Raw genomic sequence first — 17,217 nt, 5'->3', positions numbered from 1 at the left:
CGGCGGCTCCCTCCCTGACGGCGTTCCGGCGCCCACGCGTGTACGCGGCGCCGCGTTCCGTGGTGCCGCACCCAAGGTAGCGGTCCGTAGCCGCGTGGTCTCCTCCCCGCCCCGCACCCCCGGCACCGCGCTGCCGGGCCCCGTCCGCCGGGGCCGGGCCGAGCAGCACGGACGCCCCACCCGGTGACACACCGTCGCCGAAGGATCACAGCCCGGTGGCATGGCGTAAAATGTGGAGTGCGATGCCCAAAATGTCCGATACCCCTTCGCTCCGCCGGGTGTCCCACCGGCAAATCGGCGGAGCGAGCCACGTGAGGTGGGACACGTTCCTTCGCGGAACACGTCTGTCCTCCCGCAGGCTGGGTAAGCGCGCACTTGACCAACGACGTCCATGAACGGGAGGCCCACCGTGGCCGCGTCCGCTGAAGCCCTGATGACCGTCCTGATTCCCAAACAGGTGCACGAGTCGGTAGAACCGGCCGGCGTGTCCGACATCGACTCCGGCCTGGACGGCTCGTGCTCCAGCGGCTACCCCGAGGCGCCGCTCACCAGTGAACCGCCGCTCGCCGACGTCGCACCGCTGACCAGCGAGCCCCCCATCGCCGCCGAACTGCCGCTCACCAGCGAGCCCACCGGCACCGGCTTCGGCGCGGAGTCCACGGACATCTGATGGAGCGCCTCGCGCGGCTCGCGGCGGCGCACGGCGTCGCCACGTCCTACGAGCCCGCGCCGGGCACCGTGGTCGAGGTGTCCGAGGACACCGTCGTCGCCGTACTGGCGGCACTCGGTGTCGACGCCACCACGCCCCGAGCCGTACGCGAGGCCCTCGCGCTCCACGAGCAGGAAGCACGCCGCCTGCTCCCGCCCACCGTGGTGCTGCGCACCCCGTCCGGAGGCGGCAGCCTCCCCGACCTGCCCGACGGCACGGCGTTACGCGTCGACACCGACACCGGGCGGTCGCTGGACTGGGGGCGCGGTACCGTCCTCCCCCTCGGCGTCCACACCCTGCGCGCCCGGGCCCCGGACGGGCGGGCGGCCCACGCCACGCTCCTCGTCGTGCCGGACCGGGTCCCGGCCCCCGCCGGCTGCTCCGGCGCCGGCGGACGCCACGCCGGCCTGCTCACCCTCCTCCCCGCACTGCTCTCCGCCCGCTCCTGGGGCATCGGAGACCTCGGAGACCTCGCCGACCTCGCCTCCTGGGCCGGACGCACCCTCGGCGCCGGCTTCCTCCAGCTCGGACCCCTGCACGCCGCCGTACCCGGCGCGCCCACCGATCCCTCGCCGTACCGGCCCTCCTCCCGCCGCTTCCCCGACCCGGTGCACCTGCGGGTGGAGGCCGTGCCCGAGTTCGCCCAGCTCGACGGCCCCGCCCGGGACCGCGCCGGCACCCTCCTCGCCCGCGCCGCCGCCCTCCGTGAAGCCGTCCTCGACAAGGGAGCCTTCCTCGACCGGGACGCCTCCTGGGACCTCAAGCGGGAAGCCCTCCGCCTGACGCGGCGGGTGCCGCTCGGCCCCGGCCGCCGCGCCGCGTACGACGACTTCCTCGCCGCGCAGGGCCGCGCGCTGGAGGACCACGCCACCTGGTGCGCGCTCGCCGAACTGCACGGCCCCGACTGGCGCGCCTGGCCCGCCGGCCTCGACGACCCGCGTTCCGCGCGCACCGTGCAGGCCCGCGCCGAGCACCGCGACCGCGTCGACCTCCACCGCTGGCTCGCCTGGCTCACCGACACCCAGCTCGCCGACGCCCAGCGCGCCGCACGCGACGCCGGGATGGCCGTCGGCCTGGTGCACGACCTCGCGATCGGCGTCCACCCGCACGGTGCCGACACCTGGTCGCAGCAGCACGCCTTCGCGCGCGGCATGTCGATCGGCGCCCCGCCCGACGCGTTCAACGCCCACGGCCAGGACTGGGGCCTGCCGCCCTGGCGGCCCGACGCCCTCGCCGACTCCGGGTACGGCCCCTACCGCGAGGTCGTCGCCGGCCTGCTGCGGCACGCGGGCGCCGTCCGGATGGACCACGTCATGGGCCACTTCCGGCTCTGGTGGGTGCCGGAGGGAAGGCCGCCCACCGAGGGCGCCTACGTGCGGTACGACGCCGAGGCCATGCTCGGCGCTCTCGCCCTGGAGGCCCACCGGGCCGGCGCCGCGGTGATCGGCGAGGACCTCGGCACGGTCGAGGACGGCGTACGGGAGGAGCTGGCCTCCCGCGGCATCCTCGGCACCTCGGTGCTGTGGTTCGAACGCGACTGGGCCGCCGCGGGCGAACGCGAGGCGCGCGCGGGTGCGGCGCACGCGCGCGAGGCGGAGGACGACGACGTGGACCACGTGCCCCCGCCCCTGCCGCCGGAGGCGTGGCGCGCGGACTGCCTTGCCACCGTCACCACCCACGACCTGCCGCCCACCGCCTCCCGCCTCAGCGGCGGGCACGTCGCCCTCCGGCACGGCCTCGGCCTGCTCGGCGGCCTGCTCGGCGACGCGGAGCACGCCGACGCCGCGGAGACGGCCGGCTGGCTGGCCTGCTTCCGCGCGCTGGGGCTGCTCCCCGAGCACGGCCCCGACGACGGCCCCGACGGCCCCCGTGAAGCCGGCCTCCCGGACGCCGACGCTCCGGACGCCGCGCTGCTCGCGGCGCACCGTTTCCTCGCCCGCACCCCCGCCCGTATGGTCGGCGTGTGGCTGCCCGACACCGTCGGCGACCACCGTCCGCAGAACGTGCCCGGCACCTGCGACGCGTATCCGAACTGGCGGCTCCCGGTCTCCGACGCGGACGGCAGACCCGTCTCCCTGGAGACCCTCGCCGCCACTCCGCGGGTGCACGCCCTCTTCGCGGACCTGCGCGCCGCCCTCGCCCGGTGACCGGCCCGACAGCAACAGCCCGAACAGAACGCGAGGAACCGAACGCATGTCGCTCACCCTCCCCGGCGGGCCGCTGGCGCGGCGGTCTCCCGACACCGTCAACTACCGCGTCGACGGCCCCGCCCACCGCCTCTTCCAGCACCCCTTCCCGCGCCGCGTCCGCGCCCACTTCGGCGGCCGTACGGTCCTGGACAGCGTGCGGGGCGCCCTGCTGCACGAGACCGGCCTGCCGCCGCAGCTGTACGTGCCCCGTGAGGACGTCGACGACAGCCTGCTGACCGCGACCGACCACCGCACGCACTGCCCGTTCAAGGGCGACGCGCGCTACTTCTCGGTGACGGCCGGGGACCGCACCGCCGAGAACGCCTTCTGGCACTACCCCGACCCGCTGCCCGAGGCCCGCTGGCTCGCCGGGCTGGTCGCTCCCTACTTCGACCGCATGGACGCCTGGTTCGACGAGGACGAGGAGATCCACGGCCACCTCCGCGACCCGTACCACCGCGTCGACGTCCGCCCCACCTCCCGCGATGTGCGGGTCGTCGCGGACGGGGTCGAGATCGCCGCCACCCGGCACGCGATGCTGCTGTCCGAGACGGGCCTGCCCAACCGCTACTACGTGCCGCGGCGGGACGTCCGCGTGGAACACCTCGAGCCGAGCGCGACGCACACGGTCTGTCCGTACAAGGGCCGCGCCTCCTACGGCTCGCTCCGCGTCGGTGCCCTCTCCCTGCCCGACACGGTCTTCTGGTACCCGGAGCCGCTCCAGGACGCGGTCCGCGTCGCGGACCATCTCTGCTTCCACGGCGAGGGCGTGGAGACCCGCGTCGACGGCGAGGTGGCGGGCTGAGCGACCCCGGTCGCGCGCCGTGCCGGGGCATTGGTTACCTTCGAAGCGTGAAGACGAACGCTAAGACGAAGGCCCTGCGCGCCGGCACCCTCACCGCCGGGACCGCGGCCCTCACGGCTCTGCTGACCTCCCCCGCCTTCGCCCTCGTCCGCGACGACGGCGACGACCCGGGCCCCGGCCTGAGCATCATCGAGACCCTGGGCCTCTTCGTCGTCGCCCCCGTCGCGCTCTTCCTGGTCATCGCCGCCCTGGTCATGGTCGGCGACCGGCCGGCCAAGCAGGCCTCCCGGGACTGACCCCGCGGCGACGACCCGACGGAACCCCGTTCCCCTGTCGTCCTCACGAGTGGGCGATATCGAACAGGGTGGTGCGCGTGTCTCGCACCGTCATCGACATCGACGACAAGCTGCTCGCCGAAGCCGCCGGAATACTCGGCACGGACAAGAAGGTCGCCATGGTGAACGCCGCACCGGCAGACGTGGTGAACCGCCGCAAGCGCCAGGCGTTCTTCGACCGGCTCGACGCAGGCCTCCTCCCCGATCTCACCGGTCCTGTTGAGCCCGGCGATCCCGGTGAGCCCGGCGAGGACGACGCGGGGCCGGAGCACCCGGCAGCGTGACCGCGCGTCACCTCATCGACACGTCGGCCCTGGCTCCGGTGTCCCGCGCGCTCCGCCGCCGCCGAGGGGAACGGCGCATGGCGGCGCGACCACGGGTCCTGCTCACGCGACCGGGTTCTCGAGGAGCGTGATGCGGTTGTCGTCGGGGTCGTGCAACGCGGCGAAGCGCACCGTTCCGCCGCCACCCGACTGCACGGGCCCTGCGGCGAGGCCCCGCGCGGCGAGCTCCGTCAGGGCCTCGTCCAGGTCGGCGACGGTCAGGTTGAGCAGGGTCGATCCGGCGTGCTCCGGGGACTCGAAGACCTGCACCCACCCGTCGGGGGTGAGGTGCCAGTCGGCCAGGCTCGGCATCGGCCGGGTGTCGGCGGGCCTGCCGATCAGCCGCTCGTACCAGAGCACGGAGGTCTCGACGTCGCGTACCGGGGCGACCGCGAGGACGTGGGAGACGTGCATGGCGGGTGCTTCCTTCCCTGAGGCGTGGGCGGGCCGGTACACGGAGAGACGATTCTCGCGCCGCAATCTCATCGCGAGCAGCGGAGTCCGCCTGCAGCGCATGCCCGACGGGCCGCGCGATCACCGGCCCGCTGCGCCGACGTCAGCCCGTCGCGGCGGACAGACAGCCGCCTCGCCGACGGCTCCCCTGCTCGCGCTGAGTCAGACGGGGGCGGCGGCGTAGAGGCGGGCGGCGTCGATCAGGACGACCTCCGGGGCGGAACGGGCGGCGTCGCGGACGCGGTCGTTGAAACCGGCGGCGCTGAAGAGCAGGAGGCGGGTGTCGCCGGTGTCGTAGCGGCCGGCGGCGGTGACGAGATCGCGAATGCGGCGGAGCCGGTCCAGGTGGCCGAGGCCCATGGTGTCGTTCCACTTGGCCTCGCCGAGCGCGAGGAGCGGGGGCTTCCCACCGTCGCCGACGCCGACCACCGCGACGTCGACCTCGTGACCGGTGCGGGCGGAGGGGTCGCGGACCACGCCCTGGCCGACGGAGGCCGGGAGTCCGCCGAGGAGGGCGGGGTCGGCGTGGTGGAGGGCCCACTCGCGGCACACCTGCTCGAAGTGCGGGCCCAGGACGTTGCTCACGAAGCGGCGGCGGCTCGCCTCCCAGACGCGGGCCGCGGCGCCGGGGCGTTCCAGCTGCGGCCAGACCGGGCGCATGACGGCCTCGTAGAAGGTGATCAGGGGTTCGGCGATGCGGTAGGTGGACCGGTTGGCGCGGAAGACGTCCTGCTCGCGCTGGAGAAGGCCGGTGTCCTCGAGGACGTTGAGGGGGTGCGCGATGTCCACCGCCTTGCGCTCCAGGAAGCCGGCGATGCCGCCGCGGGTGGCGTTGCCGGACGCGACGGCGGCGAGCACGGAGAGGTAGAGGGCCGGATCGCGCAGGTCCGGTTCCTCGGCGAGGAGGTAGCGCGCCTCGCGGAACAGTGGGGTCTCCGGGTTGAGGACGGTACGGATCACCCAGGCGTCGAAGTCCTTGGCCCCTGACGGCGTGTCGCCCCGGGCGAACTCCCGCCGGTAGGCCGGGGTACCGCCGACGACGGCGTTGACCTGGAGGGCGAGCCGGGGGTCGGTGAGGTCCCAGAACTCCGCCGCGAGGCGGTGGTCCAGCGAGCGGACCACCAGCTCCAGCCCGGCGCGTCCGCGAAGGGGGGCGTTCCCGGACAGCAGCTTTCCCATGAACGACAGTGCGGAGCCGCAGAGCAGCATCCGGGTACGGGAGCGGCTCCGCTCCTCCCGGAGCGTGCGGAACGCCTCCTGGACGATCGACGGCAGCTCTGGGTTGGCGCGGGCGAGGTAGGGGAACTCGTCGATCACCACCGGCACGGGCCGGTCCCGGCCGAGGGCGAGGAGCGCGTCGACCGCCTCCCGCCAGTCGGCGAGGTGGAAGGGGCTGGCCGGGCGTACGAACGCGGTCAGCGCCTCGCTCAGTCGGCGCAACGACTCGGCGTCCGTCGCCTCGGTGGCGCCGAAGTAGAACCCGCCCACGGCCCGGCACACGGAGTCCAGGAGGAACGTCTTCCCCTGGCGGCGCCGGCCGGAGACGACGCCGAGCGTGGCGCCGGGCTGCTCGTCCGTGACGAAGCGGGTCAGCGCGGCCCATTCGTGGTCGCGGTCGAACATCTCCGGAGGCTTCTCCACCCGGGCTCCCCATTTTGTAGGGCTACAGTTTTTAAAAGTGTACCCCTGCAAAATGCAGCCCGCCCCCGGCCGCAGGAAGCGGCCGCGGGCGGGCGGGTGGGACGGGGGCCGTCAGCGGGGCGCGGCGGCCGCGTCGGCGGACTGCGCGCCGAGGGCGCGGGAGACCCCCGCGCGGGACTCCGTGACAAGGCGGCGCAGCGCCGCCGTCGGGGCCGCGTCGGCGAGCCAGCGGTCCGTGGCCTCCAGCGTGGTGGGAGAGACCTGCACCGTCGGGTAGAGGCCGATGGCGATCTGCTGGGCCATCTCGTGGCTGCGCGACTCCCAGACGCCCTTGAGCGAGGTGAAGTACTTCTCCGCGTACGGCTCCAGCAGGTCGCGCTGGTCGGTCTGGACGAAGCCGGAGATCACGGCCTCCTGCACGGCGTTCGGCAGCGTGTCCGACTCGACGACCGAGGCCCACGCGGCGGCCTTGGCCTCCGGGGTGGGCAGCGCGGCGCGCGCGGTGGCGGCGTGCTGCTCGCCCGCCGAGGTGGCGTCGCGGCGCAGCTCCGCCTCGATCGCCGCCTCGTCGGCGCGGCCCATGGCCGCGAGCCGCTGGAGCAGCGTCCAGCGCAGCTCGGTGTCGACGGCCAGGCCGTCCACGGAGGCGGTGCCGTCGAGCAGGCCGGCCAGCAGGTCGAGCTGCTCGTCGGTGCGGGCGACGGAGGCCAGCGCACGCGCCCACGCGAGCTGGTGGTCGCTGCCGGCGTCAGCCGCCCGCAGGTGCTCCAGAGCGGCGTCCGCCCAGCGCCGCAGCCCGGCTTCGCGCCACTCGGGGGCGGCGTACAGGTCGAGGGCGAGCTTGAGCTGGCGGTGCAGCGACTGCACCACACCGATGTCGGACTCCCGGCCGATGCCGGACAGCACCAGCTCCAGGTAGTCGCGGGTGGCCAGCTCGCCGTCGCGCGTCATGTCCCAGGCCGCCGACCAGCACAGTGCGCGCGGCAGGGACTCGGTGAACGAGGCGAGGTGCCGGGTGACGGTGGCCAGCGACTCGTCGTCGAGGCGGACCTTGGCGTACGACAGGTCGTCGTCGTTGAGCAGCACGACGGCCGGACGCGGCCGGCCGGTCAGCTCGGCGACCTGCGTCAGCTCGCCGGTGACGTCCAGCTCGATCCGGTCGGTGCGGACCAGGCGCTCGCCGTCGCCGGTGGACTCCAGGTCGTAGAGGCCGACGGCGATGCGGTGCGGCCGCAGCGTCGGCTCACCGGTGGCGCCCTCGGGCAGGGCCGGCGCCTCCTGGCGGACGGCGAAGGAGGTGATGTTCCCCGCGCCGTCCACGTCGATCACCGGGCGGAGGATGTTGATGCCCGCGGTCTCCAGCCACGCCTTCGACCACGCCTTCAGGTCGCGCCCGGAGGTCTCCTCCAGGGCGGTCAGCAGGTCGGTGAGCCGGGTGTTGCCCCACGCGTGGCGCTTGAAGTACGCCTGCACGCCGCGGAAGAACTCGTCCCGCCCGACGTAGGCGACGAGCTGCTTGAGCACCGAGGCGCCCTTGGCGTACGTGATCCCGTCGAAGTTGACCAGCACGTCGTCCAGGTCGCGGATCTCGGCCATGATCGGGTGCGTGGACGGGAGCTGGTCCTGCCGGTACGCCCAGGTCTTCATCTGGTTGGCGAACGAGGTCCAGGCGTGCGGCCAGCGGCTGCCGGGCGCGTGCGCGAGGCAGGCGACGGAGGTGTAGGTGGCGAACGACTCGTTCAGCCACAGGTCGTTCCACCACTCCATGGTGACCAGGTCGCCGAACCACATGTGCGCCAGCTCGTGCAGGATCGTCTCCGCCCGCACCTCGTACGCGGCGTCCGTGACCTTGGAACGGAAGACGTACTGGTCGCGGATGGTCACCGCGCCCGCGTTCTCCATCGCGCCCGCGTTGAACTCCGGGACGAACAGCTGGTCGTACTTCGCGAAGGGGTAGGGGTGGTCGAACTGCTCCTGGAACCAGTCGAAGCCCTGCCGGGTGACCTCGAAGATCGCGTCCGCGTCCAGGTGTTCGGCCAGTGACGGCCGGCAGTAGAGGCCCAGCGGCACGCTCCGCCCGTCGCCCTCCCAGGTGCTGTGCACCGCGTGGTAGGGGCCGACGATCAGCGCGGTGATGTAGGAGGAGATGCGCGGCGTGGGCTCGAAGCGCCACACGGTGCCGGCGTCGCCCTCCGGCTTCGGCGTCGGCGAGTTGGAGATCACCGTCCAGCCTTCCGGGGCGGTGACCGTGAAGGAGAAGACGGCCTTCAGGTCGGGCTGCTCGAAGGAGGCGAAGACCCGCCGCGCGTCCGGCACCTCGAACTGGGTGTAGAGGTAGGCCTGGTCGTCGACCGGGTCGACGAAGCGGTGCAGGCCCTCACCGGTGTTGGTGTATGCGCAGTCGGCCACCACCCGCAGCTCGTTGCGGCCGGGGGTCACGCCCTCCAGGGCGATCCGGGAGTCCGCGAAGACCTTCGCGGGATCCAGGGCGGTCCCGTTCAGCACGACCTCGTGCACGGTCGGCGCGACGAGGTCGATGAAGGTGTCGCCCGCCTCGGCGGCGTCGAACCGCACGGTGGTCTCCGACCGGAAGGTCCCGCCCTGCTGGGCGCCGCTCAGGTCGAGCTCGATCTCGTACGCGTCCACGGTCAGCAGCCGCGCCCGCTCCTGCGCTTCGGCGCGGGTCAGGTTCGTCCCAGGCACTTCGGTCACTCCCTCTTCGTCAACGGTCCCGCCATCCTTCCATGCGGCGAAGACCGCATGCCGCTCATATCTCCCGCAGCCCCTGGCCGGGAGGGCTTCCCGGTCGGGACGCCCGGCGCGGGGCGGGCCGTGCGACCGGGCCCGTGCGGCGCGGCGGTGATCCATGCCGTGCGATCGGCGTCGGGCGTTCCGAGCCCGTTCAGGCGGCCGCCACTCCCGCTGAGCAGCATCCGCAGGGGGACCCTCCGACGGCCCCTGACCAGCGCCTCGACCGGCGCCCCTCCGTACTGCGACCCCGGGGAGACATCGCATGACCCGCACACGGCCGCACCGGCCCGGCACCGACCGTCGTACCCTGCTCGCCGCGCTCGGCGCCACCGGTGTCGCCGCCGGCCTGGGCACCGCCCTCGGCGCGGGCGGCGGGACGGCGAACGGTTCGCCCGCCGTCCCGGCGCAGGCGCGCCCCGCCCGGGCCGCCGCCGCAGCGCCGTCGGCACCGGCGCCCTCCACCCTGGCCACCGCGGCCGCCCCGCAGGGCACGGGCACCTACCGGCGGCTCGCGGCCGGCCCGGGCTGGGGCCGCGTCGTCCGCGAGGACCTCGCTGCGGCCCGCCGCACCCGCGCGGAACGGCGCACGGTGCTGGCGTCGTGCGTGCAGCTCACCGACCTGCACGTGGTCGACGTGCAGCATCCGCTGCGCAGCGAGTACCTCCGCTTCGCCGGCACGAAGGGCTGGCGCCCGCAGGAGGCGCTCTCCGTCGCCGGAGTCGTCTCCCTGATCGAGCAGGTCAACGCGCTGGACGGCGGCCCCGCGACGGGCGCGCCGCTCGACTTCGTGATGACCACCGGCGACAACACCGACAACAACTGCACCGCCGAACTGGACTGGTTCCTCACCGCCATGAGCGGCGGTCGCGTCACCCCCGACACCGGCGACCCGGCGGGGTACGAGGGCGTGCAGGACAGCGGGCTTCCGGTGTACTGGCACCCGGAGTCCGGGCGGCGCGACGCGCACAAGGACCTCGGCTTCCCGCGCCTGGACGGCTATCTGGACGCCGCCCGCCGCCCGGTGCGCAGCCCCGGCCTCACCGTCCCCTGGTACGGCACCGTCGGCAACCACGACGTGCTGCCCGGCGGCTGCTACGCGAACGGCGACGACTTCCTCACCGAGTTCGCCGTCGGCGACCGGAAGCTCTTCTCCCTGCCGCCGGACGAGGCCGCCGAGCTGCACCGGCGCATCCGTAAGGGGCTGGACCCGGACGGCGAGCTGTTCAAGGACCTGCTGCGCGCCCACGCCCGGGACATGCGCACCGTCACTCCCGACCCGCGCCGGGCGCCGTACACGCCGGCCGACTACGTCCGCGCCCACCTGGACCCGCGCTTCACCGGTCCCGGCCCGGCCGGGCACGGTTACGGCGAGGCGAACCTCGCCGAGGACCGGCTCTACTACAGCTTCCGCATCGCCGACGGCGTGCTGGGCGTCAGCCTCGACACCACGCGGCGCGGCGGCCACTACACCGGCTCCGTCGGCCGCACGCAACTGCGCTGGCTGGAGCGGACGTTGCGGGAGCACCGCGACGACCGGGTGCTGGTCTTCAGCCACCACACCTCCCGTACGACGCCCGAGGGCGGGGACGAACTGGTCGCGCTGCTGCGGCGCAACCCGCAGGTGGTGGCCTGGATCAACGGCCACAGCCACCGCAACGAGATCACCCCGCACGGCACCTTCTGGGAGGTCTCCACCGCCTCGCACGTCGACTTCCCGCAGCTCGCGCGGACGATCGAGCTGACCGACAACGGGGACGGCACCCTGTCGCTGTTCACCACGCTGATCGAGTCCGCGGCCCCGCACGGCGTCGAGCACGGCGACCTGAGCCGGAGCGGCCTCGCCTCCCTCTACCGGGAGCTGGCGTTCAACGCGCCGGGGCGGCGTACGACGCTGGCCGGGGAGCCGGGGGACCGCAACACGGAGCTGCTGCTGCCCCGGACCTGACCCGGACGCCACCCCCGTGCGCGACGCGGGTGACGGGCGTGACGAACGTGTGCGGATACCGGGCACGGACCGCGTGCGGCGGCGGCGGGAGGCGCAAGATCGTCTAACGTCGGCGCCGATGTCCCTCCGCACCGCCGTCGCCCTCGTGCTGGCCACCGCCGCCGTGGTCGTGGTCTCCGTGCACTCCTCCACCGCCGCCGACCTCCGGCACGCCCCCACCCGGGCGGCCATGGAGGACCTCGTCGAACGGGAGCGGGTGCCCGGTGTGCTCGCCCGCGCCGAGGACGACGGCGAGGGGTGGCACGACGCGGCAGGCGTGGCCGACCGCGCCACGGGACGAGAGCGCCGTCCCGCCGACCGGTTCCGGATCGGCAGCATCACCAAGACCTTCGTCGCCACCGTGCTGCTTCAGCTGGAGGCGGAGGGACGCCTGGACCTGGACGACCCGGTCGCCGCCCACCTGCCCGGCGTCGTCCGCGGGCACGGCAACGACGGCCGCCGGGTGACGGTGCGCCGGCTGCTCAACCACACCAGCGGCATCCACGACTTCACGCACGACCCGGCGTTCCGCGCCCGGTACCTCAGCGGCCGGTTCCTGGACCACCGCTTCGACACCCGGACCGCACGCGAGCTGGTCCGGATCGCGATGCGGTACCCGCCGGCGTTCCGTCCCGGCACCGGGTGGGCGTACAGCAACACCAACTACGTGCTCGCCGGGATGGTCGTGGAGGCCGTCACCGGCCGCAGCTACGCCCGGCAGATCGAGCAGCGGGTGCTGGTCCCTCTCGGACTGCGGCGCACCACCCTGCCCGGCACGGCCGCCACGCTGCCCCGGCCGCACGGGAGGGCGTACTCCACGTTCTACCGGGGACGCCCGGACGAGGGCCGGGGTCGGCCGGTGCGCGACGTGACGGCGCTCGACCCGTCGGTGGCCGGCGCGTCCGGTGAGATGATCTCCACCGCCGGAGACCTCCTGACCTTCTTCCGGGCGCTGCTCGGCGGAGGGTTGCTGCCGGCCGAACAGCTCGCCGAGATGACCGACACCGTCCCGACGAGCGGCTCCCTCCGGGGGCGGTCCGACCGGTACGGGCTCGGCATCCGCGCCCGCGAACTGCCCTGCGGCACCACGGTGTGGGGACACGTCGGCGACATCCACGGCTCGCTGTCGACCGTCGCCGCCACACGGGACGGCGGCCACGCGGCGGCGTTCAACCTCAACGCCGACTGGGCGCCGCACGGTACCGGCGCCCTGCTGGAGGCCGAGTTCTGCGCCGACGCGTCCTGAGGGCGCCGGCGCCTCGGTACCGGACCCCTCAGCGCGGCAACACCAGTACGTACGCGGCGGGTTCACGGTCCTCGGCGGCCATCAGGGCCGTCCGCACCACCGCAGCCTGCAACTCGGGCGCCTCGCGCAGCGCACGCGGCGTGAGGTGCACGACGGTGATGCCGAGCCGTTCCAGCGACTCGCGTTGCTGGGCGTACGCGTCCCAGAGCCCTTCCGTCCCGCCCTCGTCCCCGGGGATGTGCCGGTGGGTGCGGGCGTCGATGGACAGCGCCACCGCCTCGTCCGGCCAGTAGGCGTCCACGCCGCCCAGGTGCGGGCCGCCGGGCAGCCGCAGGTCCACGTTCCAGCACGGGTCCGGCACGCCCTGCGTGCGCACCAGGTCGTAGAGGCGCGCCTCGGCGACCGTACGTCCCTCCGCGACGAGCCGGTCGACGGCGTCCGCGACGTGCGGGGCGGTCAGCAGGCGTGCGGCCTCCAGCTCCCGCATGAGCGTCTGGGCCTCGCAGTGGCCGTCCCGCACGGCCTCGGTCAGCAGCCTGCCGACCGTCTCCGCGTCGTCGAGGTCGGCGACGGTGTCGGCGAGGGCGCGTTCGACGGGCGCGACGGGTAGTCCGGCGACCTCCTCGGGCTCCGGCAGGTCGCCCCCGCGCACGACGCGGGCGAAGCCCGCCGAACGCAGCCGCCGGGTGGCGGGCACCAGCACGTCGATGCGGTCCAGCGCGGGCAGGGGGCGCGCGGAGGTGAAGCCGCGCAGCGCGAGGGCGGCGGGTCCGGTGATCATCGCGTCGATGCCGTGCGCGGTGCTGCGGCCCGCCGGGCCGTGGCCGCTCTGGGTGGGGATGGTTTGCCGGCGGAGGGTGTGGAGCAGCACGGCGTGCAGCCGGTCCTCGCTGGTCGGCGGGCCGGGGTGGAGCAGGAAGACGCCGGGGAGCAGCATCCGCCACGGGCCGCCCGGACGGCAGCGCTCGCTCGCCTCCGCCGCGCCGACACCGTGCGCCCGGAGCATCGAGGCGGTGAGCACGCGGGCGGGCGACTCGTCGGCCGCGCCGACCGGGCCGTCGGCGTGCCGGCCGGGGTGGCCGAGCCGGTCGAGCCGGTTGAGCTGCTGGAAGGGGCGGGGAGTGAGGGGGATGTCGTACGTCATGATCGTGCGATTCCCGCACAGGCGGGCCGGGACAACCGCTGTTACGCGGTCGTCGACAAAGCCGGACAAGGCTGCACTAAAGTACGCATGTTCGAGCATCGGTCGGGCGTCCCGGCACGGAGGTACCCCGCTCTGCGGGGTACCTCCGTGCCGGGACCGCTCAGCGCCGCCGCGCTCAGCCGGCGCGGCCCGGTGTCCGGTCTACGCGGCGCCCGTCTCGTCGCAGGCGCGGCCGCGGAGGGCGCGGGCGAGGTCGTCGCGGGCCTCCAGCACGAGGCGGCGGAGTGCGGGTGCCGCGTCCTCGTGCGAGGTCAGCCACGCGTCGGTCGCGTCCAGCGTCGCCTGCTCCGCCTGGAGCGACGGGTAGAGGCCGCGCACGAGCGACATGCCGATCTCGATCGACCGCGACTCCCACACCTCCTCCAGCGCCGCGAAGTAGCGCGCCGCGTACGGCGCGGTCAGCTCGCGCTGCTCCGGCTGGTGGAAGCCCGCGATGGTCGCCTCGACCAGCGCGTTGGAGAGCCGGTCGGTCGCCACGACCGCGTCCCACGCCTGCTCCTTGACCTCCGCCGAGGGGCGGGCGGCGAGCAGCCGCACCTGGTGCCGCTTGCCGGACGCGGTGTCGTCGCGGTCCAGTTCGGCGCCGAGGACGGCGGCGTCCGCCCGGCCGTGCACGGCCAGCGGCTCCAGGAGCGTCCAGCGCAGCTCCTGGTCGACGTCCAGCCCGGGGATGCGCTCGGTCCCGGCGAGGAGGCCCTCCAGCAGCCGGAGGTCGTCGTCGGACTCGGCCAGCGCGGCGAAGAACCGGGCCCAGGCGAGCTGGTGGCCGCTGCCCGGTTCGGCGGCGCGCAGCAGGCGCAGGGCGCCCTCGGCCAGCGCACGGCCGCTCTCCGCACGCCGCCGGGCGGCGCTGTAGTGCACCAGCGCGGTGCGCGACCAGGCGTGCAGCATCTGGAGGACGCCGATGTCGGTCTCGTCGCCCGCGAACCGCAGGACCATGCCGAGGAAGGCGTGGGCGGGCATCAGCGCGTCCCGCGTCATGTTCCACAGCGCGGACCAGCACAGCGCCCGCGCGAGGGGGTCGGTGATCGCGCCGAGATGTTCGCGGAGCGTGGCCAGCGAGGCGTCGTCGAAGCGGACCTTGCAGTACGTCAGGTCCTCGTCGTTGAGCAGGATCAGGTCCGGACGCTCGGCCCCGGCCAGCTCCGCGATCTCGGTGCGCATGCCGGTGACGTCGGCCTCCGCGCGGGCGTAGCGGGCCAGCGCCCCGCTCTCGTCGAGCCGGTAGAGGCCGACGGCGACGCGGTGCGGGCGCAGCACCGGGTGGTCCTCCGGCGCGTCCTGCACGACGGCGAGTTCCGCGAGCCGGCCGTCGGCGTCGTACGTGGCCTCGGGGGTCAGCGAGTTGACGCCGGCGGTCTGCAGCCACGCCTTCGCCCACTCGCCCATGTCGCGTCCGGAGGTCTCCTCCAGCACGGACAGCAGGTCGTGCAGGCGGGTGTTGCCCCAGGCGTGCCGCTTGAAGTAGCGCCGTGCGCCCTCCAGGAACGCGTCCCGGCCCGCGTAGGCGACGAGCTGCTTGAGCACCGAGGCGCCCTTGGCGTAGGTGATGCCGTCGAAGTTGAGCTTGGCGTCCTCGAGGTCGCGGATGTCCGCGGTGATCGGGTGTGTGGAGGGGAGCTGGTCGGCGCGGTACGCCCACGACTTGCGGCGGTTGGCGAAGGTGATCCAGCCGTCGGAGAAGCGGGTCGCCTCGACCATCGACAGCGAGCCCATGAAGTCGGCGAACGACTCCTTGAGCCACAGGTCGTCCCACCACTCCATGGTGACGAGGTCGCCGAACCACATGTGCGCCATCTCGTGGAGGATGACGTTCGCCCGGCCCTCGTACGACGCCTGGGTCACCTTGCCGCGGAAGACGAACTCCTCGCGGAAGGTGACGCAGCCCGGGTTCTCCATCGCGCCGAGGTTGTACTCCGGGACGAAAGCCTGGTCGTACTTCCCGAAGGGGTACGGGAAGTCGAAGTGGTCGTGGAAGAAGTCCAGGCCCTGCTGGGTGATCGTGAAGATGTCGTCCGCGTCGAAGTGCCGGGCGAGGCCCTTGCGGCACAGCGCGCCGAGCGGGATCTCCAGCTCCGTGCCGTCGTCGAACCGGCGCCGGTAGACGTCGGTGACGTGGTGGTACGGGCCCGCGACGACGGCCGTGATGTACGTCGAGATGGGCTGGGTGCGGGCGAAGCGCCGCACCGAGGAGGCGCCGTCGTCCAGCGGCTCGGCCTCGCCGGTCTGCACGCCGTTGCTCAGCACCGTCCAGGACGCGGGTGCGGTGACGACGAAGTCGAAGGGCGCCTTGAGGTCGGGCTGCTCGAAGTTGGCGAACACCCGCCGGGCGTCGGCCGGCTCGTACTGGGTGTAGAGGTAGACCTCGCCGTCCTCCGGGTCGAGGAAGTGGTGCAGCCCTTCACCGGTCCGGCTGTACGCGCACCGCGCGTCGACCACCAGCTCGTTGTCCGCGGCCAGGTCGTCCAGGGTGAGGCGGGCGCCGTCGAAGGCGGTGTCCGGGTTGAGCGAGCGCCCGTTGAGTGTCGCCGAGTGCAGCTCCGGGGCGATCAGGTCCACGAAGGTGGACGCGCCGGGCTCCGTGCAGCGGAAGCGGATCGTGGTGGTGGAGCGGAAGGTGCGTACGCCGTTCGCCGGGGCCGCCTCCCGCGCGGAGCGCAGGTCGAGCGCGACCTCGTATCCGTCCACTGCGAGCAGCTCCGCACGCCGCCCGGCCTCCTCGCGGGTCAGATTCTCACCGGGCACGTCGTGACTCCCTCGTCTCGCATACCGAACATCGAACACCGGACACCGTGGGATCATCGCATGCCCGTTTCGGTCCCCACAGCGGGGAATGCCCTCGGCCGCCGGTACGTTTCCCCGGGCGGAACGGTAGACCCACCGCACCACCGACTGGCGAGGAGACCACCGGCATGCCCGAGAAGACGACCGCCGACTTCTGGTTCGACCCGCTGTGCCCCTGGGCATGGCTGACCTCCCGCTGGATGCGCGAGGTCGAGAAGGTGCGGGACGTGCGGGTCCGCTGGCACGTGATGAGTCTCGCGGTGCTGAACGAGGACAAGCTGGACGATCTGCCGGAGAAGTACCGGGAACTGATGAAGACGGCCTGGGGACCGGCCCGGGTCTGCATCGCCGCCGAGCAGGAGCACGGCCCCGAGGTGCTCGGCGGGCTCTACACCGCGCTGGGCACCCGCTTCCACAACCAGGCCCTGGAGAAGGACCGTGCGACGGTCGAGGCGGCTCTGGAGGAGGCCGGCCTGCCCGCCGCCCTCGCCGACGCCGCGGACTCCGACAAGTACGACACGCAGCTGCGCGCCTCCCACGCGGAGGGCATCGACCTGGTCGGCCAGGAGGTCGGCACCCCGGTGATCGCGGTGCCGGGGGCGGCCGGCGAACGGATCGCGTTCTTCGGCCCGGTCGTCACCCCGGCCCCCAAGGGCGAGGCGGCCGCGAGGCTGTGGGACGGCACCCTGATGGTCGCCTCCACGCCCGGCTTCTACGAGATCAAGCGCACCCGCGACGAGCCCCCGCGCTTCGACTGAGCACGGCTCGCGTACCCTGCACGCGCAGAAGGGCG

General features: G+C 73.8%; 13 protein-coding genes. 8 read left to right on the top strand and 5 right to left on the bottom strand.

The window, feature by feature from the left end:
* Positions 1-409: 409 nt before the first annotated feature.
* From K304_RS0110200 to K304_RS0110180, 5 genes are all read left to right on the top strand, one after another.
* Positions 410-670 (top strand): hypothetical protein, encoded by a 261-nt coding sequence (locus tag K304_RS0110200; protein ID WP_027763667.1) that lies wholly within the window; start codon positions 410-412, stop codon positions 668-670.
* The gene (gene malQ, locus K304_RS0110195) at positions 670-2,856 is read left to right on the top strand and encodes a 4-alpha-glucanotransferase (RefSeq protein WP_027763666.1); all 2,187 of its coding nucleotides are present in this window, start codon (positions 670-672) and stop codon (positions 2,854-2,856) included. The genes K304_RS0110200 and malQ overlap by 1 nt, the downstream gene beginning before the upstream one ends.
* A 46-nt stretch (positions 2,857-2,902) precedes the next feature.
* Positions 2,903-3,703, top strand: coding sequence for a DUF427 domain-containing protein (locus K304_RS0110190; RefSeq protein WP_027763665.1), 801 nt, complete (start codon positions 2,903-2,905; stop codon positions 3,701-3,703).
* Between the two features lie 47 nt (positions 3,704-3,750).
* A complete protein-coding gene (locus tag K304_RS0110185; protein ID WP_027763664.1) occupies positions 3,751-3,999 on the top strand; it encodes a hypothetical protein in 249 nt (82 codons plus the stop codon).
* A gap of 77 nt (positions 4,000-4,076) precedes the next feature.
* Positions 4,077-4,322, top strand: a complete 246-nt coding sequence (locus K304_RS0110180) for a type II toxin-antitoxin system VapB family antitoxin (protein WP_027763663.1) — start codon at positions 4,077-4,079, stop codon at positions 4,320-4,322.
* Positions 4,323-4,424: 102 nt separating this feature from the next.
* Here the strand turns inward: K304_RS0110180 and K304_RS0110175 are convergent, their stop codons facing one another.
* The 3 genes from K304_RS0110175 to pepN (K304_RS0110165) all read right to left on the bottom strand — a co-directional run bounded on the left by K304_RS0110175 (position 4,425) and on the right by pepN (K304_RS0110165) (position 9,158).
* Complete coding sequence (locus tag K304_RS0110175; protein WP_027763662.1) at positions 4,425-4,775, bottom strand: VOC family protein; 351 nt, start codon at positions 4,773-4,775, stop codon at positions 4,425-4,427.
* 201 nt (positions 4,776-4,976) lie between these two features.
* The gene (locus tag K304_RS0110170) at positions 4,977-6,455 is read right to left on the bottom strand and encodes an AAA family ATPase (protein ID WP_027763661.1); all 1,479 of its coding nucleotides are present in this window, start codon (positions 6,453-6,455) and stop codon (positions 4,977-4,979) included.
* A 111-nt stretch (positions 6,456-6,566) separates the two neighbouring features.
* Positions 6,567-9,158: an aminopeptidase N gene (pepN, locus tag K304_RS0110165; protein ID WP_027763660.1), complete on the bottom strand. Its 2,592-nt coding sequence runs from the start codon at positions 9,156-9,158 to the stop codon at positions 6,567-6,569.
* A 310-nt stretch (positions 9,159-9,468) separates the two neighbouring features.
* Here pepN (K304_RS0110165) and K304_RS0110160 point away from each other — a divergent pair, with 310 nt between their 5' ends.
* Positions 9,469-11,151 carry a TIGR03767 family metallophosphoesterase gene (locus tag K304_RS0110160; protein WP_027763659.1) on the top strand — a complete coding sequence of 561 codons (1,683 nt, stop codon included), beginning with the start codon at positions 9,469-9,471 and terminating at the stop codon, positions 11,149-11,151.
* Positions 11,152-11,269: 118 nt separating this feature from the next.
* Positions 11,270-12,436: a serine hydrolase domain-containing protein gene (locus K304_RS0110155; protein ID WP_027763658.1), complete on the top strand. Its 1,167-nt coding sequence runs from the start codon at positions 11,270-11,272 to the stop codon at positions 12,434-12,436.
* A 28-nt stretch (positions 12,437-12,464) separates the two neighbouring features.
* On the opposite strand, the gene K304_RS0110150 is transcribed toward K304_RS0110155, so the two are convergent.
* Positions 12,465-13,580: a hypothetical protein gene (locus K304_RS0110150; RefSeq protein WP_027763657.1), complete on the bottom strand. Its 1,116-nt coding sequence runs from the start codon at positions 13,578-13,580 to the stop codon at positions 12,465-12,467.
* A 201-nt stretch (positions 13,581-13,781) separates the two neighbouring features.
* A complete protein-coding gene (gene pepN, locus K304_RS0110145) occupies positions 13,782-16,385 on the bottom strand; it encodes an aminopeptidase N (RefSeq protein ID WP_027763656.1) in 2,604 nt (867 codons plus the stop codon).
* 167 nt (positions 16,386-16,552) lie between these two features.
* Here pepN (K304_RS0110145) and K304_RS0110140 point away from each other — a divergent pair, with 167 nt between their 5' ends.
* Positions 16,553-17,182 (top strand): mycothiol-dependent nitroreductase Rv2466c family protein, encoded by a 630-nt coding sequence (locus tag K304_RS0110140; protein ID WP_027763655.1) that lies wholly within the window; start codon positions 16,553-16,555, stop codon positions 17,180-17,182.
* The last annotated feature ends 35 nt before the right edge of the window (positions 17,183-17,217 follow it).

It is taken from the genome of Streptomyces sp. CNS606 (assembly GCF_000426325.1).
The sequence above is the reverse complement of the archived record's forward strand: the minus strand, read 5'-3'. Positions and strand labels throughout refer to the sequence as shown.